The 27,000-nt window shown below is 74.3% G+C and carries 10 protein-coding genes; 8 read left to right on the top strand and 2 right to left on the bottom strand.

All coding sequences use genetic code 11. The annotated features are described in order from the left end of the window. Positions 1–240 precede the first annotated feature (240 nt). Positions 241–1,017, bottom strand: coding sequence for a hypothetical protein (locus tag ACIBNE_RS05820; protein WP_399269909.1), 777 nt, complete (start codon positions 1,015–1,017; stop codon positions 241–243). 889 nt (positions 1,018–1,906) lie between these two features. Here ACIBNE_RS05820 and ACIBNE_RS05825 point away from each other — a divergent pair. Next, complete coding sequence (locus ACIBNE_RS05825; protein WP_399269911.1) at positions 1,907–5,131, top strand: BTAD domain-containing putative transcriptional regulator; 3,225 nt, start codon at positions 1,907–1,909, stop codon at positions 5,129–5,131. Between the two features lie 48 nt (positions 5,132–5,179). Here ACIBNE_RS05825 and ACIBNE_RS05830 read toward each other — a convergent pair whose 3' ends face one another. Then, positions 5,180–5,584 (bottom strand): hypothetical protein, encoded by a 405-nt coding sequence (locus ACIBNE_RS05830; RefSeq protein ID WP_399269913.1) that lies wholly within the window; start codon positions 5,582–5,584, stop codon positions 5,180–5,182. Between the two features lie 204 nt (positions 5,585–5,788). Here ACIBNE_RS05830 and ACIBNE_RS05835 point away from each other — a divergent pair, with 204 nt between their 5' ends. From ACIBNE_RS05835 to ACIBNE_RS05865, 7 genes are all read left to right on the top strand, one after another. Beyond that, positions 5,789–7,549, top strand: a complete 1,761-nt coding sequence (locus tag ACIBNE_RS05835) for a carbamoyltransferase (protein WP_399269915.1) — start codon at positions 5,789–5,791, stop codon at positions 7,547–7,549. Next, positions 7,539–10,013, top strand: coding sequence for a condensation domain-containing protein (locus tag ACIBNE_RS05840; protein WP_399269917.1), 2,475 nt, complete (start codon positions 7,539–7,541; stop codon positions 10,011–10,013). The genes ACIBNE_RS05835 and ACIBNE_RS05840 overlap by 11 nt, the downstream gene beginning before the upstream one ends. Next, positions 10,006–16,704 carry an amino acid adenylation domain-containing protein gene (locus ACIBNE_RS05845; RefSeq protein WP_399269919.1) on the top strand — a complete coding sequence of 2,233 codons (6,699 nt, stop codon included), beginning with the start codon at positions 10,006–10,008 and terminating at the stop codon, positions 16,702–16,704. The genes ACIBNE_RS05840 and ACIBNE_RS05845 overlap by 8 nt, the downstream gene beginning before the upstream one ends. Then, positions 16,694–24,577 (top strand): amino acid adenylation domain-containing protein, encoded by a 7,884-nt coding sequence (locus ACIBNE_RS05850; RefSeq protein WP_399269921.1) that lies wholly within the window; start codon positions 16,694–16,696, stop codon positions 24,575–24,577. The genes ACIBNE_RS05845 and ACIBNE_RS05850 overlap by 11 nt, the downstream gene beginning before the upstream one ends. A gap of 123 nt (positions 24,578–24,700) precedes the next feature. Next, a complete protein-coding gene (locus ACIBNE_RS05855; protein ID WP_399269923.1) occupies positions 24,701–24,919 on the top strand; it encodes an MbtH family protein in 219 nt (72 codons plus the stop codon). Further along, positions 24,912–26,219: a M20 family metallo-hydrolase gene (locus ACIBNE_RS05860; RefSeq protein ID WP_399269925.1), complete on the top strand. Its 1,308-nt coding sequence runs from the start codon at positions 24,912–24,914 to the stop codon at positions 26,217–26,219. The genes ACIBNE_RS05855 and ACIBNE_RS05860 overlap by 8 nt, the downstream gene beginning before the upstream one ends. A 166-nt stretch (positions 26,220–26,385) precedes the next feature. Continuing rightward, a complete protein-coding gene (locus ACIBNE_RS05865) occupies positions 26,386–27,000 on the top strand; it encodes a TIGR00730 family Rossman fold protein (protein WP_399269927.1) in 615 nt (204 codons plus the stop codon).

Below are 27,000 nucleotides of genomic sequence, written 5' to 3' on the forward strand. Positions count from 1 at the left end.
CTTCGTGAAGGGCTTGGCGAGGCCGACGAGAGGTGCCGGGCCGCTGTTCGTGAGGTCGCTCGGTCAGCCCGGGAGGTGTGGCGCGTCGCGATTGGCGAGCATGGCGGCAGACCGTCGGACCAGGTCGTGAGTCCGCCTGGGTTCAGTTCGGTGGTCTACGGGTTGAGGTGATCTTCGCCTACGGAATTCTTGCCGGGGCCACTTTGAGTCGTATCCCGACGGGCGGGTGTCGCGCAGGCGTCAGGTCCCGGGCAGGTTGATGAAGTACACATTGGCAGGGTCCCCGCGCATGGAGTGCGCCAGCTCGGAGACGCGCTTTGCCTGGTCGGCAGAGAGGCGCCGTGCCTCCCACAGCAGAACCGCGGCGTCCACCGCCTCCGGGGCCGGAGGCGGTGGTACCTCGCTCAGATGGATGCCCGTGAGCGCGGCCAGTTCTCGGGCGTCGAACCCCAGCAGGGCTGCGAAGTCCACCACCAAGCGGGGCGTCAACTCCTTGCGACCGTCGCCGATGACACCGTAGGTGGTCGCCGACAGGTAGGTGGGCGTCACGACCGCCAAAATCCTCGCCATGCTCATCCAGGTCAGATTGCGGTACTGGAGCATGCGGATCACCCAACCGCCCGGACCGGCATGGGACGCGAGCCGCTTCGCGCCAAAGACGGAAGGTCGTTCTTCCTGCGGCAGTGAGCGGATGAGCTGCAGGAGTTCACGCCGATCGGCGGAGGAAAGGTGCACCGCGTCCATCACGATGTGCGGCGCCCACTGCTCGGCCTCGGCGTCCAGCGGCGCCAAATCGTCCGGGACCACGAGCCCCGCGAGGATGAACAGATCGACGGTGTGGAATCCCATGGCAGGTGCGATCCGCCGGAGCAGCCCCTCGCCGGGGGCTTCCCCCGCGAGCACCACTCGGACCTCGTCCGCCGTCAGTCCGGCGCGATTGGCCAGCTCCTGCGCACTGAGTTCTCTGTGGTCGAGTAACGACTCCAGCATCGCGCCGAAACCGGGGTGCTCCGTCATGCCCGCAGCCTCACTCATCTGCTGATTGAACAGGTGTGTAACCGGCCGGCGTGAGCCCGTGGCCGTGATGTCGTCCTGCCGACGTCCATCCCGAGGGAGACGTCCATCCCGAGGAAGACGCCCACGCCTTCGGTTTCTGGCATCGCGCATCCACGTCATGCGGATCTGCCGCCGGGAACTGCCCGGCACAGCGCCGGACCGGGCGGTGGTCTGGTCTCTCGTCAGCCTCCCTGAGGGCACCCTACGGACCACGGACCCGGCGACACCACCCCTCCAGCCCGCCGTGCTGGTCTGTCGATCGTCGCCGTACGACTTGGCGGCACAGGAGGACCGTGGCCTCTTCATCGACGACGCCGCCCCCGTAGAACGGGTGGATCCGTGCGGACTCCGGCTCCGAAGCCGACGCCCTCTCCAGGTCGGGCACCGCCCCGTCGTCGCCCCCGATCAAGGCCGACCGGGCGGCGGCCACGAGCGCGCGGACGCCAGGGCCGGTGACGTCTCCCACCGGGCCGCGCACTCGGCAAGGGAGGAAGTCGTGCCACATTCGAAGTCCTCTTGCCCCGTTGCGGAGCGAGGGGAACGGCCGAGGCCAAGGAGGAGGGCGGCTCGGAAGGCGGCAAGTGCGCTGGTGAGCGGCGTCCGTGGCGCATTCGGTACGGAATTCGGACGGTGCGTGGCTGCTTTCGCAGCGACCGGAACGCGCCATTGACGTGTCCTGACTGGGTATCTTTCAATGTGTGACGAGAAGGTAAAGACTTCGTAGGTCACTTTCACAACTCCCTTTGGCCTGGCCGCTGTTCGTCGTTCCCGGTTCCGCCTCGTGCGGCCGGCCGGGGCCGCGCAAGCCGGGGTGGGGGCGACGCCGATGTGCTTAGAGGGAGACGCGCCCATGGAGTTCAGGGTCCTCGGGCCGCTCGAAGTGGTCGTCAACGACGCCGCTCTCCATCTCGGAGGGCCGCGCCAGCGCACGGTGCTCGCCCTGCTGCTCCTCAACGCCAATCGCGTCACCCCGCTCGAACGCCTCGTCGACGCGGTCTGGGGGGAGGCGCCGCCCTCCACCGCCCGCACCCAGATCCAGACCTGCATCTCCGGCCTCCGCAGGGGCTTCGCGCGTGATGCCGGGGCGTTCGACGTGATCACGACCCGTGACGCGGGCTACCTGCTGTGCACCATCAAGGAGCAGCTGGACAGCGAGCGGTTCTCGCGCGGCGTCGAGGCGGCGCGCGGCCACGCGGCCCGCGGGGCGGCCGCCGCCGCGGAACGCGAGCTGCGCGAGTCCCTGGCCCTGTGGCGCGGCCCCGCCCTGATGGGCGTGCACAGCGACGTCGTACGGCGCAGCGCCACCTTGCTCGACGAGCTGCGGCTCGCCGCCCTGGAGGAATTGCACGAACTGAACCTCGCCCTCGGCCGTCACGTGGAGGCGGTCAGCGAGCTGTTCGAGCTGATCGAGCGCGAACCGCTGCGCGAGCGCCTCTACGGCTTCCTGATGCTCGCCCTCTACCGCGCAGGCCGCCAGGCCGAAGCCCTCGACGTCTACCGCAGGGCGCGCACCGCTCTCATCGGTGAACTCGGCATCGAGCCCGGCCGTGAGCTGCGCCGCCTCGAAGTGGCGATCCTCAACGGCGACGCGTCCCTCGACGCACCTTCGCGGCCTGTCGTCCGCCGCGCCGCGCCCCCCGAGGTCCAGGACGACCCGAGCCCCGTACCCCCGGCTTCGCCCGGGACGCCGCCCGAGCGGCACCAGGAACAGGAGGGCGGCGATCCGCGTGAGGAGAGCGGCCCTCCGGCCGCCGCCGTCGACGTCCGGCCCGCCGCACCCCCGCCGGGCCAGCCGCTCCAGCCTCCGCGTCAACTCCCGCGCGACATAGGGGATTTCACCGGACGCGAGGAATACATCGAGCAGTTACGCGGCTACCTCACCCCCGGTGCGGGAGGCGCCGCCGCCCGGCACAGCGTTCCCGTCATCGGGATCGTCGGCACGGGCGGCATCGGCAAGTCCGCGCTCGCCGTGCACGCCGCCCACGAACTCGCCGGGTTCTTCCCCGACGGACAGCTCTACGCCGATCTGCACGGCGTCTCCGACACCCGCACCGTCGCGGGTGTCATGGACCGCTTCCTGCGCGCCCTCGGCGTCTCCAGCCACGCCGTCCCCGAGGAGTTCACGGAGCGCACCGACCTCTACCGCAGCCGCCTGGCGTGCCAGCGGGTCCTGGTGGTCCTCGACGACATCGCCGACGGTCCCGAGCTCCAGCACCTCATCCCGGGCAGCGCCAGCTGCGCCGTGATCATGACCAGCAGGTCGCGGCTCGCCGCGATCACCGCGATCCGCCGGATCGGGCTGCCCGTCTTCGACCGGGACCTCTCGGTCGAGCTGCTGTCCAGGATCGCGGGGCGCGGCAGGGTGGAGACCGAGCTGGCGGAGACGTTCGAGCTGGCCGAGGTCTGCGCGGGGCTCCCCCTCGCGCTGCGCATCGCGGGCGCCCGCCTCGCCTACCGCCCCCACTGGCGCGTCGGCCGGCTCGTGCGCCGACTGCGTGACGAGGCCGGGCGCCTGGACGAGTTCGCCCACGCCGGGATGGAGCTGCGCTCCACCATCGGCCTCGCCTACCGCGGCCTCGACGAAGACGCCCAGCGGATGCTGCGGCTCCTGTCCCTGCTCGGCGTGCGGACCTTCCCCGGCTGGGTGGCCGCCGCGCTCGCCGACATGGAAACGCCTGACGCCGAGGACATCCTCGACACCCTGGTCGACGTCCAGCTCGTCGACGTCATGAGCGATCGCGACGACCCCAGCACCCGCTACCAAGTCCACGACCTGATCAAGGTGTACGCCAAGGAGCGCTGCCAGGAGACGGAGACCCCCGAGGAGTGCGCGGCCGCGCTGCGCAGACTGCTGCGCACCTGGCTCACCCTCGCCGAGGCCATGCACCGGCGTGAGTACGGCGGCGACTTCACGATCCTGCACGGCACCGAAGAGCGCCGGACGCTGCCCGCCGAGGCCACGGCCGAACTCCTCGACGGACCCATGGAACGCTGGGCCCGCGAACGCCACGCGCTCGTCTGGTCCGTGCGGCAGGCCGCCGAATCGGGCCTCCACGAGCTGTGCTGGGACCTCGCGCACACCGCCGTCACGCTCTACGAGGCCAAGGGCTACACCGACGACTGGCGCGAGACCTCGGAGCTGGGCCTCGCCGCGGTCCGCGCGGCGGGCAACACCCGGGGCGAGGCCGTGATGCTCTACTCGCTCGGCTCGCTCCACATGTACCAGGCGCGCCTCGACGCGGCCGAGGAGCTTTTCGTACCCGCCAAGGAACTGTTCGACGCCGTGGGCGACACGCACGGCAGCGCGCTCGTCCTGCGCAACATGGGCTTCCTGGAACGGCTGCGCGGCGACCGCGAGGCGATGATGACCCAGTACGAGATCGCGCTGGGGCAGCTGCGCGCGCTCGGCGACCGGGTCGGCGAGGCGCACGTGCTGTGCGGCATCGCGGCGGCCAAGCTGGACGACGGGGAGGCCGAGGAGGCCAGGCCGCTGCTGACCGAGGCGCTGGAGATCTCCCGTTCGGTGGGGTGCGCCCGCATCGAGGCCCAGGTCATCTACCGGCTCGGCGACTTCCACCTGCGCTTCGACGAGGCGGAGCTCGCGGGGCAGGCGTTCCAGCAGGCGCTGCGGATCGTCCGCGCCACGAGCGACGTGGCGGGAGAGGCGCACGTCCTCTACGGCATCGGCCGCGTCTGGGTCAACGGCCGTCAACCCGGGCGCGCCAAGCAGGCGTTCACCGAGGCGCTGGGCGCCGCGGAGCGCGCCGGTGACCTGTTGATCCACGGGCAGGCCCGGCTGGCGCTGGGGCAGGCGGAGCACGAACTGGGGGAGCACGCGGCGGCGTTGGAGACCCTGACGGCCGCGGCGGAGACGTTCGCGCACGTGGGAGCGGCGCTCTGGCAGGGCCGGGCTCTGGTGGCGAAGGCCGATGTGCACGCCGTGCTGACCGGGTCGGAGGGCGACGAGCAGGCGTGCCTGAAGGCGGCGGCGAAACTGCTGGTCGCGATCGAGTCGGCGGAGGCGGCCGAGGTGCGGGACCTCATAGAGCGGCGCCTGCTGCACGCCGACGGGTGAGACGCGGGGGCCGCGGGGCGTTGAGGCTGCGGACTGACTGACGGGGGCTCAGCCCCAGCGGGTGTCTTCCGGGGACGCGATGCCCCAGCGGGTGTCTTCCTGCGGTGCGATGCCCCACCGCGTGTCCTCCTGGGGTGCGATGCCCCACCGCGTGTCCTCCTGGGGTGCGATGCCCCACCGCGTGTCCTCCTCGGGTGCCATTCCCCACCGGGTGTCTTCCTGCGCTGCGATGCCCCAGCGGGTGTCCTCCTGCCGTGCGATGCCCCAGCGCGTGTCCTCCTCGGGTGCCATCCCCCACCGGGTGTCCTCCTGCGCCGCCACGCCCCACCGGGTGTCCGCGGGACGCTCCGCCGCCGACGCGTCGGCGAGGCCGCCGGCCACTCCCGTGGCGAGTGCTGCGGTGAGCGCGGCGGTGGTGCAGACGCGGGCGGCGAACAGGCGGGTGAGCTGCATTTTCGGGTTTCCCTTCGGCGGTTCGGGCTTCGACGGACTCATCACACCGACGCCCGCTACTGACCCGCGATCGCCCCACTACTGATCACTCGCCGCCCGGCCGACAACGGACCGATAGCGAACGAGTAGCGGCGGCTCGAAGCATGCGAAGCGGCCGTCCACCGGCGCGGCGCCCCGTCTCTCACCCATTCAGGAGGTCCCACCGTGCGGGTACTCGGAATCAGCGGCATGCACTCCAGCGTCAACTTCAAGAAGCGCGTCCTGCCCGGCCTGGACGACCGGCACTACCGGGTGGTCCAGGGCCTGGACTCGGCAGCCGCCCTGGTGGACGCGGGCGGCGTCGTCGCGGCGGCGGCCGAGGAGCGGTTCACGGGCGAGAAGGCCACCGGCGCCTTCCCGCTCCAGGCGCTCCGCTACTGCCTGGAGCGCGGCGGTATCGACCTCTCCGAGGTGGACCGGGTCGCGTACGGCTTCGACTACCGGCGCTCCGAGCTCGACGACCTGAGCGAGTACACGCGGCGCCGCTTCGACGAGGTCTACTCGGCCGAGGCCACCCGTTCCCAGCTGCACGCCCACTGGCCCGGCATCGACTGGGCGGAGCGCTTCGTGGCGGTCCCGCACCACCACGCGCACGCCGCGAGCGCCTACCACCTCAGCGGCTTCGACTCGGCCCTCGTCCTGGTCGCCGACGGCATGGGCGAGCGCGAGAGCATGACCGTCTTCCGCGGCGAGAACGGCACGCTGACCCCGCTGCGCCGGGTGCCGGCCCTGCACTCGCTCGGCACGCTCTACGGCGCCGTCACGCTCTACCTCGGCTTCGAGTTCGCGATGGACGAGTACAAGGTCATGGGCCTCGCCCCGTACGGCGACCGGGCCCGCTACCGCGACCGGCTGGACGCCCTGGCGCGCCTCGGCGACGACGGCACGTACACCGTGCCGCTGCTCGGCGAGAACCGCGGCTGGCTGGAGAACGAGACCCACGCGGGCGCCGTCCGCGCGCTCACCGGGCTGTTCGGCCCGCCGCGCGAGCCGGGCGCCCCGCTGGAGCAGCGGCACATGGACGTGGCCGCCGCCGTCCAGTCCGTGCTGGAGCGCACGCTGCTGCACGTGCTGCGGCACTTCGCCGCCGAGACCGGGCTGCGCAGGCTCTGCACCGCCGGCGGCGTCGCGCTCAACTGCACCGCCAACGGGCTCGTCGCCCGCAGCGGGCTCGTCGAGAAGATCTTCGTGCAGCCCGCGGCGGGCGACGACGGCAGCGCGCTGGGCGCCGCCCTGTACGCGCGCTCCCTGGAGACCGAGCAGCCCGTCGTTCGGATGGGCATGCCCTACTGGGGGCCCGAGTTCGATGCCGAGGCCGTCGCCAAGACGGTGGAGAACGAACCCGGCTGCACGGCCCGCCGGGCGAGCGGCGACGAGGTCGTCCGGGAGACCGCCCGGAACCTCGCCGAAGGGCGGGTGGTGGCGTGGTTCCAGGGCGCCATGGAGTTCGGGCCGCGCGCACTGGGCCACCGCAGCATCCTGGCCGACCCGCGCGGACCGCACATGCGCGACCACCTCAACAGCGTCGTCAAACAGCGCGAGGACTTCCGGCCCTTCGCCCCGGTGGTGCGCCGCGAGGACGTGCACCGCTACTTCGAGGTCGTCGAGGGCGCCGAGGACATGTACGCGCACATGCTGTTCGTGGTGCGCGTCAAGCCCGAGCACCGCGACCTGCTGCCCGCCGTCACCCACGTCGACGGCACGGCCAGGGTGCAGACCGTGGCCCGCGAGGACAACCCCAGGCTCTGGGAGCTGATCGGCGCGTTCGGCGAGCTGACCGGCGTCCCCGTCCTGCTCAACACCTCCTTCAACCTGCGCGGCCAGCCGATCGTCCGCGACCCCGGCACGGCGCTCGCCACCTACCTGCGCTCCGAGCTCGACCACCTCGTCCTCGGCGACTTCCTGGTGGTGCGCGATGAGGCATGACACCCGGAGCGCCACCCTCCCGCCCGACCTCCCGGAGCCGGTGGTGCCCCAGTTCCACCAGGACGTACGGGAGGTCCCGTGCACCGGCCCCGGCACCCTGCCGCTCGCCGCGTGCCTGGCCGCCGTCCTCGCCGGCTACACCGGCCGTGGCGAACTGCTCGTCGGCGGCACCCACTTCAGCGTCGCGCCCCACACGCTCCTGGCCGAACTGGCCGCCCGCGCGGACGACGGCGCCCCGCACGGACCGGGCGAGCACATCAGGCTCGGCGCCGCCCTGGCCGTGCGCCGCTTCCCGGGCGTCCTTTCGGCCACGTACGACACCGACCGCTACTCCGCCGAGCTGGTCACCCGGCTCCTTGACGACCTGGGCCGCGCCCTCGCCGCATCCCCCGACACCCCGGTCGCCGCCCTCCGCGTCGCCCGGCTCCACGAGGCACCCGCCGACGCGCCCCCGGCGCCCCCGGCGCCCGCGGCGCCCGGCGTCCGGGAGGAGCCCCGGGGCGAGACCGAGCGGACCGTCGCCGCGATCTGGGCCGAGGCCATCGACCTGCTGGCAGCCGAGGACATCGGACGCGACGACAACTTCTTCGCGATCGGCGGCCACTCGCTGGCCGCCATCCGCGCCGCACAGCGACTTTCCGGCCACTTCGGCGTCGAGCTCCCCAAGGGGCTGGTCATGTCCGCGCCCACCCCGCGCGAGGCCGCGGCGGTGATCGCCGCGGCACGGGAGAGCGCCGCAGCCGCTGCCGTACCGCCGCCGCGGGCGCACCCGCTCGACGCCGACCTGCCCGTGTCGCCCGCCCAGGAGGCCATGTGGCTCTCCGAACAGTGGACGCCCGGCACCACGGCGTACCACGCCCCCTACGCCCTGACCATCGACGGCGCGCTCGACACCGGCGCGCTGCGCGCGGCCCTGTCGGGCGTGGTCCGCAGGCACGTCGTCCTGCGGACCGCGTTCACCGACGACGACGGAGTGCCCCGGGCACCGGTCCTGGCCGATGCCGAGGTCCCGTGGCGCGAGCACGACCTGACCGGGGCGCCGCAGAACGCCGACGAACTGCTCGCCGAGCTGGTCGAGGAGCCCTTCGACCTGGCGTGCGCCCCGCTGCTCCGGGCCGACCTGCTGCGGCTCGCCGAGGAGCGCCACACGCTGCTGCTGACGTTCCACCACCTCGTCCTGGACGGCGGCTCGGTCGAACCGCTCCTGAGGGAACTCGCCGCCGGGTACACCGGCCAGGAGCCGCCCGCACCGCCCCTGCAGTACCGTGACCTGACCGTCCGGCAGCACGAGGTGGCCGCCACCCGCCGCGCGGCCGCCGCCGCGCACTGGGCCCGCGAGCTGGCCGACGCCCCCGAGCCCGTGGCCTTCCCCGGCGCCCGCCCCCGCACCGCCCCGCCCACCCTGGCGGGCGACCACGTCCGCACGGTCCTGGCCCCGCGCACCACGGACGCCGTGCGCTCCCTGGCCAAGGACCTCGGCACCACCCCGTACACCGTGCTGCTGGCCGCCTTCCAGGCCCTGGCGCACCGGCTCACCGGCCAGGACGACCTGGTGGTCGGCACCACGGTCACCACCCGGGACGGCGCCGAGTGCGCCGGGCTGATCGGACCGTTCTTCGCCACCCTGCCGATCCGCTCCACGGCCGCGTCCGCCACGGCCTTCGGCGAGCTGGTCCGCCGCACCCAGGACCGTACCGCCGCCGCGTTCGCCTGGAAGGACGTGCCGTTCCACCAGGTGGGCCACGGCACGGGACGCGTGGCCGAGCCGCCGACGCCCGTCCTGTTCGAACTGAGCCGGGCCGTCTCGGTGCCCGCGCCGCCCGGACTGGTCTGGGAGGCCCGGCTGATCGACCCGGCCGCGGCCAAGCTGGACCTGATCGTCACCGTGACTGACGACGGTACGGCGCTGCGCTGCACCCTCACCTACGCCACCGACCGCTACGGGCGCGCCGACGCCGAGCGCCTGCTGGACCGTTACGCCCGTCTGCTGGCGGGCGTGTGCACGGCCCCGCACCTGCCGATCGCCGACGCGCCGCTCGACGCGCCGACCGCCCCGGCCGCCACCGGAGCCGGGGCGACCATCCCCGCCGCCCCCGGTGTTCCCGGCGGCGGACAGGCCACCGACACGCCGCCCGACGCCGTGCCCGACGTCCTCGCCCGTCTATGGGCCGACGCGCTCGACCTGCCCGTCGCGGCGGTCACGCCCGACAGCGACTTCTTCGTCCTCGGCGGACGTTCGCTGGACGCGGTGCGCCTCGGCTCCCGCCTGCGCAAGGTCCTCCGGGTGACGGTGGCGCCCGCCCAGCTGTTCCGCACCTCCGGCTTCGCCGCCCTCACCGAGGTCGTGCGCGGCCACGCAACAGACCCGGACGAGCTCAGCCGCCGGGCGTCCCTCGTGCTCACGGCGTGGAACCTGCGTCCGGAAGAGCGTCACGCGCTGATCGAAAGGTCTCACGATGTCTGATCTGCCCGACCTCCCCGACGTGTCCGTCCTCCGGGACACCGCCGGCACCGCGGCCCCGGCCGCGCACCTCGACGCCGAACTGGCCGCGTTCCTGCGGGAAGAGGCCGAAGAGGCGAACCCCGGCACGGGCCCCGGCGCCGAACCGGTCAGCGCGCCGCTCTCCTTCGCCCAGCGCACCGTCTGGTTCTTCGAACAGTGGCGTCCCGGCACTCCCACCTACAACGTCGGCGGGGCCTTCCTCCTCCGAGGCCCGCTGGACGCCCGCACCCTGGAGAGCGCGCTCCACGAGACCGCGCGCCGCCACCCCGCGCTGCGCACCGGGTTCGCCACCCGCGAGGGCGAGACCGTGCAGGTCGTCGGCGCCGCGCCGGACGTCCCCTTCACCCACCGCGACCTCACCGCCCTGCCCGCGGAGCGCCGCGCCGACGAGGCCCGTGCGCTCGCCGAGGCTGAGGTGCGCCGTCCCTTCGCGCTCGACCGGGGACGGCCGCTGCGCGCCCTGCTCGTGCGGCTCGCGGACGACCGCCACCTCCTCGTGCTGACGGTGCACCACATCGTGTGCGACGGGCTGTCGCTGGGCATCGTCCTGCGCGACGTCGGGCGCAGCTACGCCGAGCTGGCCGCGGGCCGCTCCGGCGCCCTGCCGCCGGCCCCCGGCTACCCGGCCCACGCCGCTCGCGAGCGCGCCGCCTGGGACGAGGGCGAGGGCGCGGAGGGCCTCGCGCACTGGCTGCGCCGCCTGGAGGGCGCCCCCGAGGTCACCACCCTGCCCGCCACCCGCCCCCGGCCCGCCGAGCTGACGTTCGACGGCGAGACCCTGCTGATCGCCGTGGACGACGCGCTCACCGAGCGGCTCGCGGCCCGCGCCAGGGAACTGGGCGCCACCCCGTACGCGCTGCTGCTCGCCGCGTTCGCCGCCTTCACCGCCCGCTGCACCGGCCAGGAGGACGTGGTCGTCGGCACCCCGGTCGCGGTGCGCGGCGGGGGAGCGGACCCCGAGGGCTCGTACGACACCGTCGGACCCCTCATCAACACCGTCGCCCTGCGCGCCGACCTCGGGGGCGACCCCGACTTCCGCACCCTCGTCGAGCGGGTCCGCGCCACCGTCGCCGACGCCCAGGAGCACGCGGGCGTCCCCTTCGAGCGGATCGTCGACGCCCTCGGCCACGAGCGGGTCCTCAGCCACAGTCCCGTCTTCCAGACGGTCTTCGGCCTCCAGGAGGAGCCCGCCGACGGCTACCGCATCGGCGGGGCCGTCGCCACCGCCGAGCACGTCGAGCGCGGCACCGCGAAGTTCGACACGACCTGGAACGTCATCACCGCCCGCGCCACCCGCATCGAGCTGGAGTACAACACCGACCTGTACGACCGCACCACCGTCGAGGAGTTCGCCGCGGCCTACCTGCGGATGCTGCGGGGCCTGCTGGCCGACCCGGCCGCCCGCTTCACCCGCGTACCGCTCACCGGGCCCGCCGAGCACACCGGCCGCACGGAGGCGCCCGGCCCGGCCGAGGCCTCCGCCGCCGTCCCCGACGAGCGCCCGCTGCACGAGCGGGTCGCCGACTGGGCCGCCCGCACCCCCGCGGCGCAGGCCGTCACCGACGGCGCCGAGCGGCTGGACTACGCCGCGCTGGACGCCCGCGCCCGCTCCGTCGCCGCCCGGCTGCACGCGGCCGGGGTCCGCCCCGGACAACTGGTGGGCGTGGCCCTGCCGCGCGGCGCCGACCTGGTCGCCACCCTGCTGGGCGTGCTGCGCGCGGGCGCCGCCTACGTCCCGCTGGACCCGGACTACCCCGAGGAGCGGCTGCGCTTCCTGTGCGAGGACGCCGGGCTGCCCGCCGTCGTCTCGCGCGGCGCCGCGCTGGAGCGGCTGCCCGAGGGCGCCTGGACGGCGGTCGACCTGGACGCGCCCGCCCCCGAGGGTGCGCAGGCCCCGGAGCCCGCCGTCTCGCCGGACGACCTCGCGTACGTCATCTACACCTCCGGGTCCACGGGCCGCCCCAAGGGCGTGCAGGTCACGCACCGCAACGTCGCGCGGCTCTTCACCGCCTTCGGCGCCCCGTACGCCTTCGGCGCCGACGACGTGTGGGCGATGCTCCACTCGTACGCCTTCGACTTCTCCGTCTGGGAGATGTGGGGCGCCCTGCTCCACGGCGGCCGTCTCGTCGCCGTCCCCTACGGGACCAGCCGCAACCCCGCCGAGCTCCTGGAGCTGCTGGCCCGCGAACGGGTGACCGTGCTGAGCCAGACGCCGTCCGCCTTCCGCGCCCTGGAGGCCGCCGAGGCCCAGCACCAGGGCGGTGAACCGGCCCTGCGCCTGGTGGTGTTCGGCGGCGAGGCGCTCGACCTGCCCAGCGTGGGACGGTGGTTCGCCCGGCACGGCTCGGCCGCGCCGCGCCTGGTCAACATGTACGGCATCACCGAGACGACGGTCCACGTCACGCAGCGCCCCCTCACCGAGGCCGACGTCGCGGACCCCACCAGTCCCATCGGCGTCCCCCTCGACGACCTCCAGGTGCACCTGCTGGACCGCTGGGGCAACCCGGTGCCGCCCGGCGTCACCGGCGAGATGTACGTCGCGGGCGGCGGCGTCGCCCGCGGCTACCTCGGCAGGCCGGGACTCACCGCGTCCCGCTTCGTCGCCAGCCCCTTCGGCGGCCCGGGGGAGCGGATGTACCGCAGCGGGGACCTCGCACGGCGCCGCACCGACGGCACCCTGGAGTACCTGGGCCGCAACGACGACCAGGTGAAGATCCGCGGCTTCCGCATCGAGACCGGCGAGATCGAGGCCGCCCTGGCCGCCCACCCGCACGTCCGCGACGCCGTCGTGCTGGCCCGCCGCGACGACGGTGCCACGCCCCGCCTCGTCGGCTACGTCACCGCCGACTCCACGCTCACCAGCAGCGACCTGCGCGAGCACCTGAAGGCCCGGCTGCCCGAGCACATGGTGCCCCAGCTGTTCGTGGTCCTCGACGCCTTCCCCGTCACCGCGCACGGCAAGACCGACCGGGCCGCGCTGCCCGCCCCCGACGGCTCGCGCCCCGACCTCGCCGCCCCCTACACGGCGCCCGCCACCGACGCCGAGCGCGCCCTGGCCGAGGTCTGGGCCGAGGTGCTGGGCATCGACCGCGTCGGCACCGGCGACAGCTTCTTCGACGTCGGCGGCGACTCCATCCGCAGCCTCCAGGTCATCGGCCGCGCCAAGGAGATCGGCTGGGAGATCACCCTCCAGGACCTCTTCCGCTCACCCGTCCTCGCCGACGTCGCCGCCGCGGCCCGCTCGATCGACCCCGTCACGCACCGGGCCCTGGAACCCTTCGCGCTGCTCAGCGCCGGGGACCGGGCGCTGGTCCCGGACGGCGCCGAGGACGCCTATCCGGTCTCCGCGCTCCAGGCCGGCATGGTCTTCCACATGGAGAAGGACCCGGAGAACCTTCCCTTCCACAACGTCAACAGCTGGTACCTCAAGGCCGCCTACGACGCCGAGCTGTTCGCCCGCGCCATCCAGGAAGTCGTCGACCGGCACCCCATGCTGCGCACCTCCTTCGACTTCTCCACCTACTCCGAGCCGCTCCAGATCGTCCACGCGTCGGCCGAACTCCCGCTCGGCGTCCACGACATCAGGCACCTGTCGGAGTCCGAGCAGGAGGACGTCGTACGCGACCTGTTCCACACCGAGCGGGCCCGGCCGCTGGACCTGTCGTCCCCGCCGCTGCTGCGCGGCGCGCTCCACCGGCGCAGCGAGGACACCTTCCAGTGGACCCTCACCGAACACCACGCGATCTTCGACGGCTGGAGCCTGTTCACCTTCCACGGCGAGGTCTTCGAGCGCTACCTGGAACTCCTCAGGGACCCGCAGGCGCCGGCCGTCGCCCCGCCCCGCTCCCGCTACGCCGAGTTCATCGCCGCCGAGCGCGCCGACATCGCCTCCGCCGAGGCCAGGGACTTCTGGGAGCGCAAGCTGAGCGGCTTCCGGCCGACCCCGCTGCCCCGCTGGCCCGAGAGCCGCCTCGCGCGCTTCGAGGAGCACGACACCGACAAGGACGGCACGCTCACCGACGGACTCCAGAGCTGGAAGTTCACCTCCACCCTCGAAGCCACCCACCGCGCCCAGGAGCTGATCCTCCCCGAACCCGTCGTGGCCGGGCTGCACGAGCTGGCCGCCCGCATCGGCGTCCCGGTCAAGTCGGTGTTCCTCGCCGCCCACCTCAAGGTCATCGGCCTCAGCAGCGGCACCACCGACGTCGTCAGCGGCCTCACCAGCCACGGCAGGCCCGAGGACATCGACAGCACCCAGGTGCTCGGCATGTACCTCAACATGCCGCCCCTGCGCGTCGACCTGACGGGCGGCAGCTGGGCCGACCTGGTCCGCCGCGTCCACGAGGCCGAGCTGGAGCTCGTCGCGCACCGCCGCTACCCGCTGGCCAACATCCAGTGGGACGCGGGCGGCCAGGAGCTATTCGACACCACCTTCGTCTACCTGCACTTCCACGTGCTGAGCGAAGCCCTCAACACCGGCGTCTCCTTCCTCAGCAGCGGTGTGGCGCCCCGCGCCGACTACCGCGCCGAACCCACCAACTACGCCCTGTCCACCGGTGTCGTACGGGACCCCGTCTCCACCCGCATGCTGCTGCGCACCGACTACTACACCGCCAAGGTCTCCGACGCGCAGGCCGAGAGCATCCAGCGGCTGTACGTCGACGTCATGACCGCCATGCTCGAATCCGACGTCCCGCACGAGGCGTTCAGCCCCCTCGCGGGCGCCGATCGCGAGCGGGTGCTGCGCGAGTGGAACGGCCCCCGGCGCGAGTACCGCACCGACGCCTGCGTCCACGACCTCATCGCGGAGCAGGCCCGCCGCACCCCCGACGCCCTCGCCGTCACCGACGGCACCACGCGGCTCACCTACGCCGAACTCAACGAGCGCGCCAACCGCCTCGCCCACTACCTGCGCGAACAGGGCGCGGCACCCGAGAAGGTCGTCGCCGTGCGCAGCCACCGGGACGCCGAGCTGATCGTCCTGCTCCTCGGCGTCCTCAAGTCGGGCGCCGCCTATCTGCCCGTCGACCCCAAACTCCCCGCCGACCGGCTGGAGTACGTCCTGGCCGACGCGGGCGCCGTGCTCGCCCTGACCCGCGACGACACCACCGAGGGCTTCCCCGACGGCCCGTGGCGGCGGCTCAACACCGACGCGCTGGCCTACGACATCGCCGTGCGTCCCGCCGACGACCCGGTGCACGGGGCCGGACCGTCCAGCCTGATGTACGTCATCTACACCTCGGGCTCCACCGGGCGCCCCAAGGGCGTGCTCGTCCCGCACTTCGGAGTCGCCAACTACCTCGGCTGGTGCGAGGAGGAGTACGCCTCGCGCGGCACCGGCGGAGCCCCGCTCTTCTCCTCCATCGCCTTCGACATGGTCGTGCCCAACCTCTACACCCCGCTCGTCAGGGGCGAGCGGCTGTGCGTGCTCCACGACGACCTCGACCCGGCGGCGCTCGCCGAGCGGCTGGACGCCTGGGCGCCGTACAGCTTCATCAAGATGACCCCGGGCCACCTGGAACTCCTCCAGGAACTGCTGCCGCCCGAGCGGCTGGGCGCGCTGGCCGCCACCCTCGTCGTCGGAGCCGACGCCTTCCCCGCCCACACCCTCGCCAAGTGGCGCGCCGACGACGGCACCTCGGCGCTGCTCAACGAGTACGGGCCCACCGAGGCATCGGTCGGCAACACCACCTACACCCCCGGCGTGCAGGGCGCGCCCGCGGGCCCCGGCGGCCTCGTCCCGATCGGCCGCGCCATCCCCAACACCACCATGTACGTCCTCGACGGGGCCCTCAACCCCGTGCCTGTCGGGGTCACCGGCGACCTCTACATCGGCGGCGACTGCCTGGTCCGCGGCTACGCGGGCATGCCCGCCACCACCGCGTCCCGGTTCGTCCCCGACCCCTACAACGACGAGCCCGGCGCCCGCATGTACCGCACCGGCGATCTCGGGCGCTGGCTGCCCGACGGGCAGCTGGAGTTCCTCGGCCGTGACGACGACCAGGTCAAGGTCGACGGCTACCGCATCGAACTGGGCGAGGTGGAGGCCGCGCTCGCCGCCCACTCCGGGGTGCGCCAGGCCGTCGCGTCCGTCGTCGCCACCGACCGCTCGCGCCGCCTCGTCGGCTACTACGTCCCGGCGGGGCCCGACGTCACCGGCGCCGCGCTGCGCGCGTGGCTCGCCGAGCGGCTGCCGGCCTACCTGGTGCCCAGTGTGATCGTGCCGATCGGGGCCCTGCCGCTGAACGCCAACGGCAAGGTCGACCGCAAGGCCCTGCCGCACCCCAGAGAGGCCGGCAGGGCGGCGGCCGAGGCCCACGAGCCGCCCGCCAACGCCCTGGAGGAACTGCTCGCCACCGTCTGGAAGGAACTCCTCGGCGTCGAGCGGGCCGGACGCTCCGACTCCTTCTTCCGCCTCGGCGGGAACTCGCTCCTGGCCACCCGGCTGATGTTCCGCATCCAGCGCGACCTGCGCACCGAGGTGCCGCTGCCGACGATCCTGCGCGCGGGCCCGCTGAGCGAACTGGCCGTCGCAGTCGGCGAGGAACTGCGCAAGCAGCACGGCGACGAACTGGCCGACCTGCTGCTGGCACCCGTCACGGGCGACGCGCCCCGCACATCAGGAGAGGAGGAGAACGGCCGTGACCACTGACCTCTTCAGCAAGCTGACCACGCTCTCGCCCCAGCAGCAGCGGCTGCTGCGCGAACGCCTGGCGCAGACGCAGGCCCCCGCCCGGCCCGCCCCCCGTGCCGACACCCACCAGGGCGACGTCCCGCTCTCCCACGCCCAGCTGCGCATGTGGCTGATCAACCGCTTCGAACCCGAGGACCTCGGCTACAACCAGATCCACGCCCTGCGGCTGCGCGGCCCGCTCGACCGCGACGCGCTGGAGCAGGCGTTCACCGACCTCGTCGAACGCCACGCCGTGCTGCGCACCGTCTACCCGGAGACCGGCGGCGTCCCGCGCCAGGAGGTCCTCGCCACCGCCCGGTGCGGGCCCCTCCTCACCGTCCACCGTCCCCGGGACGCAGGCGAGGAAGGGGTGCGGCAGGCGCTGGCCGACGCGAACCTCCCCTTCGACCTGACCCGCGACATCCCGCTGCGGGCCCGGCTCGTCGAACGCGGCCCCGACGACCACGTGCTGCACCTGCTGATCCACCACATAGCCACCGACTGGCACTCCGACGGCATCGTGCGCCGCGACCTGTGGCGCGCCTACGCGGCCCGCTCCCGCGGCCACGCCCCCGACTGGGCGCCGCCGGAGCTGAGCTACGCCGACTACACCCTGTGGCACCGGGACCGGCTCGGCAGCGAGGAGGACCCCGGCAGCCCCCTCGCCCGGCAGCTCTCCCACTGGGCCAAGCGCCTGGAGGGCCTGCCCGCCGAACTGGCCCTGCCCACCGACCGGCCCCGCCCCCAGGACGGCGTTTCGGGCGCGGCAGGCGCGTCCCGGCACTTCCGCGTCGGCGCCGGTCTGCACGCCCGGCTGGCCGAACTGGCCGGACGCCAGGGCGCCACGCTCTTCATGGTCGTCCAGGCGGCCGTGGCGGCGCTGCTCACCCGGCTCGGCGCGGGCACCGACGTCCCGCTCTGCGCGCCCGTGTCGGGCCGCGCCGACGCCCGCCTGGACGGCACCGTCGGGTTCTTCGTCAACACCCTGGTCCTGCGCGCCGACACCTCGGGCGACCCCGGCCTGCGCGAACTGGTGCGCAGGGTCCGCGAGAGGACCCTGGACGCCTACGCCCACCAGGACATCCCCTTCGAGCGCGTCGTGGAGGCCGTCAACCCCGAGCGCGTCCCGGGCCGCCACCCGCTGGCCCAGGTCATGGTGAGCCTGCGCGGCCCCTCGACCGGCGCCGAAGGACTGCCGGGTCTTACGGCCGAGGAGATCGCCACCGGCACGGGCGTCGTGCACTTCGACCTCATGACGGCGTTCGTGGAGCACACCGGGCCGGGCGGCGAGCCCGCCGGACTCGACATCGAACTCGGCTACAAGACCGCCCTGTTCGACACCGGGAGCGCGATCGCCCTCGGGGAGCGGCTCATCCGGCTCCTCACGGCGGCCGCCGCCGAGCCGGACCGGCCGCTCAGCACCCTGGACCTGCTCGGCGACCAGGAGCGCGACCGGGTCCTGACCGCCGCGCGCGGCCCCCGGCACCCGGCGCCCGATGGGTCCCTGCCCGTCCTCTTCCGCGCCCAGGCGGCCCGTACCCCGGACGCGGTCGCCCTCTCCACCGTCGACCAGCGGCTGACCTACGCGCGGCTGGACGCCTGGAGCGACGCCCTCGCCCACGCCCTCGCCGACGCGGGCGCCGGCGCCGAGGACCGGGTGGGCCTGCTGATGGACCGCACTCCCGCCGCCGTCGCCACCCTGCTGGCGATCCTCAAGGCGGGGGCCGCCTACGTCCCGCTGCGCACCGCCGACCCCGACGAGCGCCTCGCCGACCTGGTCGCCGCCTCCGGCGTCCGCCTCGTCGCGGCGGGCCCCGGGCCCGCCCGCCCCCTCGGCGTCCCGGTCCTCACCGTGGACCCCGCCCCCGTGACCGACCGGCCGTTCCCGCTGCCCGACACCCATCCCGACCAGCTCGCCTACGTGATGCACACCTCGGGCTCGACCGGCACCCCCAAGGGCGTCGCCGTCACCCACCGCAACATCGCCGACCTCACCGCCGACCCCCGCTGGGCAGGCCCCGCCCACCGCACCGTCCTCGTCCACTCCCCGCTCGCCTTCGACGCCTCCACCTACGAGATCTGGGTGCCCCTGCTCACCGGCGGACGCGCCCACCTGGCGCCCCCCGGCGACCTCGACCTGCCCGAACTGGCCAGGGCACTCAAGGACGGCGGCGTCACCGCCGCCGGACTCACCGCAGGCCTCTTCCAGGTCGTCGCCGACGTCGCCCCGCAGTACCTCTCGGGGCTGCGCGAGGTCATCGCGGGCGGCGACGTGGTCCCCGCGGGGGCCGTGGCCCGCGCGCTCGCCGCCAACCCCGGCCTGACCGTGGCCCACGCCTACGGGCCCACCGAGACGACGACGTTCGCCTCCGTGCAGCCCTTCACCGCGGGGGACGTACGCCCCGGTGAAGCGAGGCTGCCGCTCGGCGGCCCGCTCGCCAACACCGGCGCCTACGTCCTGGACGAGCACCTGAGGCTGTGCCCGCCCGGAGTGCCGGGCGAGCTCTACCTCACGGGACCCGGCGTCGCCCGCGGCTACCTCGGGCACCCCGGACTCACCTCCGAACGGTTCGTGCCCTGCCCATCCGGCGCCCCCGGCGAGCGGATGTACCGCACGGGCGACCTGGCCAGGCTGCGCCCCGACGGACTGCTGGACTTCCTCGGACGCGGCGACACCCAGGCCAAGGTGCGCGGCTACCGCGTCGAACCCGAGGAGATCCGGCACGCGCTGGCCGCACTGCCCGGCGTCCGCCAGGCCGTCGTCACCGTCCGCGAGGACCGGCCGGGCGACAAACGGATCGTCGCCCACGTGGTCCCCGACGAGGACCCGGAGCACGGCGGCTTCGACGCCGAAGCGCTGCGCGCCGCGCTCGCCGCACGGCTGCCCGACTACCAGGTGCCCGACGCGATCGTGGCCCTGGAACGGCTGCCGCTGACCGCCAACGGCAAGGTCGACCACCGGGCGCTGCCCGCGCCCCGCTGGGCCGAGCCCGCCGAGGACGCGGCGGACGGCGGGCAACCGGCCACCGCCACCGAGCGCCGGCTGTGCGAGCTGTTCGGCGAGGTGCTCGGCACCGGGCCGGTCTCCGTGCGGCAGAGCTTCTTCGCCGCAGGCGGCAACTCCCTGCTCGTCATGCGGCTGTGCAGCCTCATCAGAGAGGAGTACGGACACGGCCCCGCGGCCCGCGAGGTGTTCGCCAGGCCCACCCCGGCCGCGCTCGCCGCCCTCCTCGACGCCGCGCCCGCCACCGCGGACACGGACCCCGCGTCCGGGGCCGCCGCGCCCGTGCTCGCCCCGGCGCCCCGCGACGCCGAGCCCGTCCTCGCACCCGTCCAGCACGGGCTGTGGTTCCTGCACCAGCTCGACGGGTACCACTCCGCCTACAACGTCCCGGCCGCGCTGCGCCTCACCGGCCGCGTCGACCTCCGGGCGCTGCTCCTGGCCCTGCGCGACACCGTCGGCCGCCACGACGCGCTGCGCACCCTCCTCCCGGCGGACGACGGCCGCCCCGCGCCCCGGGTGCTGCCCGCCACGTGCCCGGTCGACCTGCACCTGACCGCGGCCGACCCGGCCCTGCTGCCCGAACTGCTCACCGCCGAACGGGCCCCCGCCTTCGACCTCGGCACCGACCTGCCCCTGCGGGCCCGCCTCTTCGACCTCACCGGCCCCGACGACGCCGCCGAGCAGTACGTCCTGTCCCTCGTCTTCCACCACCTGGCCGTCGACGGCTGGTCCATGGACGTCCTGTGGGCCGACCTCGCGGACGCCTACCGCGCCCGCACCCGGGGCCGCGCCCCCGACTGGACGCCCCTGCCCCTGGGCTACCGCGACTACGCCCACTGGCAGCACGCCCTCGTCGGCCCGCCCGAGGAACCCACCGAACTGGCCGGGCTCCAGCTCGACCACTGGCGCACCGCCCTCGACGGGGCGCCGGACGAACTGGCCCTGCCCTACGACCGCCGCCGCACCGAGCACTCGGGCCCGGAAGGCGCCACCCACCACCTGCGCCTGGACGCGGCGCTGCACGCCCGGCTCACCGCACTGGCGGGCAGCCAGGACGCCACCTTGTTCATGGCCGTGCAGGCCGCCGTCGCCGCGCTCCTCACCCGGCTCGGCGCGGGCACCGACATCCCGCTCGGCACCCCCGTCGCGGGCCGCACCGACGCACGCCTCGCGGGCACCGTCGGCTTCTTCGTCAACACCCTGGTCCTGCGCACCGACACCTCGGGCGACCCCGGCTTCGCGGAACTGCTGCGCCGGGTGCGGGACACCGCACTGGACGCCTACGCCCACCAGGACGTGCCCTTCGAGCGCGTCGTCGAGGCGCTCAACCCGGCCCGCGTGCCCGGCCGGCACCCCCTGTTCCAAGTCATGATCAACCACACCGGTGCGGGGGCCGGGGCCAGGGAGCACGACTTCCCAGGGCTCGGCGCACAGGCCCTCGCGGCCGAGTCCCGCACCTCCCACTTCGACCTCCTGTTCACCTGCTCCGAGGAGCCGGGAACCGACGGCGCCCCCGCCGGGCTCGGCATCGAACTCGGCTACCGCACCGCCCTGTTCGACCCGGAGACCGTCGCCGCCATCGGCACCCGCCTCGTCCGGCTCCTGACCGGGGCCGCCGACGCCCCCGACCGGCCGCTCAGCGCACTCGACCTGCTCGGCGACGGCGAGCGCGCCCGCGTCCTGGCGGCGGCCCGGGGCCCGGCCCACCCGGCGCCCGAGGCATCGGTGCCCGCCTCGTTCCGCGCCCAGGCGGCCCGTACCCCCGAGGCGGTCGCGCTCTCCGCGGACGGCGTCCGCTGGACGTACGCCGAACTGGACGCCTGGAGCGACCGAACCGCCCACGCGCTCACCGCGCGGGGCACCGGCGCCGAGGACCGCGTCGGCGTCCTGATGGACCGGGGACCGGCGACCGTCGCCGCCCTGCTGGCGATCCTCAAGACCGGCGCCGCCTACGTACCGCTGCGCACCGCCGACCCGGCCGAGAGCCTCGCGGAGACCGCCGAGAACGCGGGGCTGCGCCTGATCGTCACCGACTCCGCGCACCACGACCGCGCCACCGGGCTCGGCATTCCCGTCCACACCGTCCCCGAGGCGGACGGGCACCACCCCGCCGGACTCCCCGCCCCCGTGACCGACCGGCCGTTCCCGCTGCCCGACACCCACCCCGACCAGCTCGCCTACGTGATGCACACCTCGGGCTCGACCGGCATCCCCAAGGGCGTCGCCGTCACCCACCGCAGCATCGCCGACCTCGCCGCCGATCCGCACTGGGCCCGCGAGGCCCACCGCACGGTCCTCGTCCACTCCCCGCTCGCCTTCGACGCCTCCACCTACGAGATGTGGGTGCCCCTGCTCACCGGCGGACGCGCCCACGTGGCCCCCGCGGGCGAGCTGTCCCTGGCCGCGCTCACCGAGGCCCTGCGCGACCACGGCGTGAGCGCCGCCTGGCTCACCGCGGGTCTCCTCCAGGTCGTGGCCGACGAGGCCCCGGACGCCCTGTCGGGGCTGCGCGAGGTGTGGAGCGGCGGCGACGTCGTCCCGCCGGAGGCCGTACGGCGCGTCACCGCCGCCTGCCCGGAGCTGACCGTCGTCAACGGCTACGGGCCCACCGAGACCACCACCTTCGCGGCCGTGCACACCGTGCGCCCCGGCGACCTGGCCGAAGACGCCGTGCGCCTCCCGCTCGGCAGCCCCCTCGCCAACTCCGGGACCTACGTGCTGGACGACCGGATGCGCCCCTGCCCGCCCGGCGTCCCCGGCGAGCTCTACCTCACGGGACCCGGACTCGCCCGCGGCTACCTGCGGCGGCCGGCGCTCACCGCCGAACGGTTCGTGTCCTTCCCGCACGGTGCGCCGGGGGAGCGGATGTACCGTACGGGCGACCTGGTGCGGCTGCGCCCCGACGGGCTGCTGGACTTCCTGGGCCGCAGCGACCGGCAGGTCAAGGTGCGCGGCTTCCGCATCGAGCCCGAGGAGATCCAGCACGCGCTGGCCGCACTGCCCGGCGTCCGCCAGGCCGTCGTCACGGTCCGCGAGAGCGGTCCCGGCGACAAGCGGATCGTCGCCCACGTGGTGCCCGTCCCCGGCGACACCGCGCCGGACACCGAGGCCCTGCGCGCCGCCACCGCCGCCCGGCTGCCCTCCTACCTCGTACCGGACGCCTTCGTCGTCCTTCAGCGGCTGCCGCTGACGCCCAACGGCAAGGTCGACCTGCGGGCGCTCCCCGAGCCCCGCTGGACCGACGAGTCCGAGGGCGCCGTGGCACCGGCCACCCCCGTCGAACGCACCCTGTGCGCGCTCTTCGGCCGTCTCCTGGGCGTCCCGCCGGTCTCCGCCGTGCAGAACTTCTTCACCGCGGGCGGCAGTTCGCTGATGGTCATGCGGCTGTGCAGCCTCATCCGCAAGGAGTTCCAGCAGGACCTGACGGCACGCCAGGTGTACGACAACCCCACCCCGGTCGCCCTCGCCGTGCTCATCGAGGCCGCCGCCCAGGAGGGCCGCGCTGCCCGCGCCCCGCTCGCCCCGGCCCCCGAGGGCGCCGCCCTGGTGATCGCGCCCGCACAGCAGGGCCTGTGGTTCCTGCACCAGCTCGACGGGTTCCGCTCCGCCTACAACGTCCCCGCGGCCCTGCGCTTCGGTGAACCGCTCGACGCCATCGCGCTCGCCGACGCCCTGTACGACACCGTCGCCCGGCACGACGCGCTGCGCACCCTCATCCCCGACCTGGACGGAGAGCCCGCGCCCCGCACCCTCGCCCCCGACGCCCTGCCCGCCCTGCTCACCCGCACCGACACCACCGAGGACGCACTGCCCGCGCTCCTGGAGGCCGAACGCCACTGGCAGTTCGACCTCACGGCCCAACTGCCCGTGCGCGCCCGGCTCCTGCGCCTCACCGACTCAGGCGCCGACGTACTGTCCCTGGTCTTCCCGCACCTGGTCATGGACGGCTGGTCCCTGGACGTCTTCTGGGCCGACCTCGCCACCGCCTACCGGGCCCGTGCCGAGGGTCGCGCCCCCGGCTGGGAGCCGCTGCCCGTCGGCTACACCGACTACGCCCACTGGCACCACACCCTCCTCGGCCCGCCCGAGGAGCCCACCGAGTTCACCACCGCCCAGCTCGACCACTGGCGCACCGCGCTCAAGGGCGCGCCCGTCGAACTGCCCCTGCCCTACGACCACCCCAGGCCCAGTGCCCGTGCGCTCACCACCCGGGTGCTGACCGCCCGCTGGGACGCCGCGACCCTCGCCGGGATCGACGCCCTGGCCGAACGCACCCACGCCTCCCTGCTCACCGTCTCCCAGGCGGCCGTCGCCGCCCTGCTCTCCCGGGTCGGCGGGGGCGACGACATCCCGCTGGGCACGCCCGTGTCGGGCCGCTCCGACGAGGCGCTCAGCGGTGTCGTCGGGCACTTCGTCAACACGCTGGTGCTGCGCGTCGACACCGGCGGCGACCCGGACCCCGACGAACTGGTCTCCCGCACCCACCAGGTGGCGCTGACCGCCCTCGGCCACCAGGACATGCCCTTCGACCGGCTCGTCCTGGAGCTGCGGCCCCCGCGCCGCGTCAACCGCAACCCGCTCTTCCAGACGATGGTCTCCTTCTCGCCCGCCGGCAGCGGCGAGGCACCGCGCTTCGGCGCGGACCCCGGCGAGAGCCTGTCCGCCGAGCCGGACTCGGCCAAGTTCGACCTGGCCTTCGAGTTCGTCGACCGCCGCGACGGCGAGGACGGCGCGCTGGAGTGTCGCATCTGCTACTGCCCCGAGCTGTTCGACGCGGCGACGGCCCAGCGCGTCGTCGACGAACTCCACGACCTGGTACGGGAGTTCGCGGCGCAGCCCGCGAACTGACCGTGCCAGAAGCCTGACCGGCCCCGGCCCGGGGCCCGCGCCCGCCGCCGGGTCCCGCGCCCCACGCTCCGCGTCTCACGCCCCATCCCGATTCCGATCCCATCGCGATCCCGAGGAGTCACCATGTCCAACCCGTTCGACAACACCGAAGGCCGCTTCCTCGTCCTGGTCAACGACGAGGGCCAGCACTCCCTGTGGCCGTCCTTCATCGACGTCCCGGCCGGCTGGACCGTCGCCCACCCCGAGGACGACCGGCAGACCTGCCTCGACTTCGTCGAGACCAACTGGACCGACATGCGCCCCAAGAGCCTCGTCGCCGCGATGGAGGCCGGACGTGCGTAACGCGACCACCGTCGTCCCCGACCAGGCCATCGTCCCTGACCAGGCACTCGTCCCCGCCGACGCCCCGGACACCCCGTGGATCAACGGGGCCCGCCTCCTGGACCGCATCGATCGGTTCGCGGAGATCGGCGGCGACGAGAACGGCGGCGTCACCCGCATGGGCTTCGGCCCCGCCGACCGCGAGGCGCGCTCCGCGCTCGTCCAGGAAGCCGTCAAGGCCGGCCTGGAGGCCGGGATCGACGCGGGCGGCAACGTCCTGGTCCGCCGCCCCGACCAAGGGGCGGGGGAGCGGCCCCGCCTCCTCATCGGCTCCCACCTCGACACCGTGGCCAACGGGGGCCGCCTCGACGGCACGTACGGCGTGCTCGCCGGGCTCGAAGTGCTCCAGACCCTCCACGAAACCGGCACCGAGACGAGCCACGAGATCGTCGTGGCCGCCTTCGCCAACGAGGAGGGGGCCCTCTTCCCCCAGCCCTTCTGGGGCTCCATGGTGCTGGCCGGGCGGCTCGACGCGCTCCCGGAGGACCCGCGCGACTACACCGGGGCGCCGCTGCGCGAGGCGCTCGCCCTGACCGGCGGAGACCTCTCCCGCCTCGACACGGCCGTCTGGGCCCCCGGCTCCCTCGCCGGGTACCTGGAGATCCACGTCGAGCAGGGGCCCGTCCTGGAACGCCTGGGCAAGCCCATCGGGGTCGTCGACTCCATCACCGGGCGCACCCAGCTCAAGGTCGAGGTGCGCGGCGCCGCGGGCCACGCGGGCACCACCCCGATGAAGGGCCGCCGCGATCCGCTGGTCACCGCTTCCCAGATCGTGCTGACGGTGCGTCAGCTCGCCGAGGAGCAGCGGCTGTGCCGCGTCGCCACCGTGGGCAGGCTCGACGTCTCGCCGAACTCGCCCAACACCATCGCCCAGTCCGTGCAGTTCGACGTCGACCTGCGCGACAGCACTCCGCACGGCCTCGCCGCGGCCGAGGAGACCCTGCGCGGCACCCTCGCGGCCCTCGCCCACCAGGGCGGCGTGGAGGTCACCGCGGAGGCGACCATCCGCACCGCCCCCGTCCTCACCGACCGGCGGCTGCGCGCGGCCGTCACCCGCTCCGCCGAGGAACTCGGACTGGCCCACGAGACCCTGCCCAGCGGCGCCGGGCACGACGCCCAGGTCATCGCCGACATCGCCCCCGTCGGCATGATCTTCGTACCCAGCACGGGCGGCGTCAGCCACGTCCCCGAGGAGCACACCGCACCCGAGGACCTCGTCACCGGCGTCGACGTCCTGCTGCGCACGGTGCTCGGGCTCTGATCCGGCCCGCCCGGGGCACGGACCCGCCCCGGGCCGCCGGACGGAGCACCGCCCGGCCACTCGCGCCGCACCACCGGGAACGGCCGTCCGGGCCGGTCCGCACGGACCGGCCCGGGGCCCGCCGCCCCGCCCCCCCCCAACGACCACTTCGCGTACGGAGAGAGCCATGTCTGCAGACCCCACCGCCGGCCCGCACACCACCCTCGTACCCCGCCGACCCGCGCCCCGCATCGCCGTCTTCTGCGGCGCCAGGCCCGGCGCCGACCCCGCCTACGCGGAGCTCGCCGAGGAGTTCGGCACCGCGCTCGGCAGGCGCGGCGTCGGCCTGGTCTACGGCGCCGGAGGAGTCGGCGTGATGGGCGCCGTGGCCAAGGCCGCCCTGGCGGGCGGCGCGCCCGTCACCGGCGTCATCCCGCACGAGCTGCACGAGCGCGAGCGCGCCCACAAGGCGCCCGGAGAGGTCTTCGTCGTGCGCACCATGCACGAGCGCAAGGCCCTGATGTACCGCCTCGCCAGCGCCTTCGCGGTGCTCCCCGGCGGCCTGGGCACCCTCGACGAACTCATGGAGGTCGCCACCTGGAACCAGCTCGGCATGCACCACAAGCCGGTGGTCCTGCTCAACAACAGCGGCTTCTTCGACCCGCTCCTCGGCTTCCTCGACCACGTCGTCCGCGAGGGCTTCCTCACCCCCGCCGAACGCGCCCTCGTCCACACCGCCCGGGACCCCGAGACGGCCCTGGACCTGCTGGCCCCGCAGAGCCGCGAACCCGCGGCGGTCTGA

The organism is Streptomyces sp. NPDC050504 (genome assembly GCF_044458065.1).
Taxonomy (GTDB): domain Bacteria; phylum Actinomycetota; class Actinomycetes; order Streptomycetales; family Streptomycetaceae; genus Streptomyces.

Coding starts and splice junctions, on each gene's coding strand:
- ACIBNE_RS05825 (WP_399269911.1), top strand. CDS start 1,907: ATGGAGTTCAGGGTCCTCGGGCCGCTCGAAGTGGTCGTCAACGACGCC.
- ACIBNE_RS05830 (WP_399269913.1), bottom strand. CDS start 5,584: ATGCAGCTCACCCGCCTGTTCGCCGCCCGCGTCTGCACCACCGCCGCG.
- ACIBNE_RS05840 (WP_399269917.1), top strand. CDS start 7,539: ATGAGGCATGACACCCGGAGCGCCACCCTCCCGCCCGACCTCCCGGAG.
- ACIBNE_RS05845 (WP_399269919.1), top strand. CDS start 10,006: ATGTCTGATCTGCCCGACCTCCCCGACGTGTCCGTCCTCCGGGACACC.
- ACIBNE_RS05865 (WP_399269927.1), top strand. CDS start 26,386: ATGTCTGCAGACCCCACCGCCGGCCCGCACACCACCCTCGTACCCCGC.
- ACIBNE_RS05855 (WP_399269923.1), top strand. CDS start 24,701: ATGTCCAACCCGTTCGACAACACCGAAGGCCGCTTCCTCGTCCTGGTC.
- ACIBNE_RS05820 (WP_399269909.1), bottom strand. CDS start 1,017: ATGACGGAGCACCCCGGTTTCGGCGCGATGCTGGAGTCGTTACTCGAC.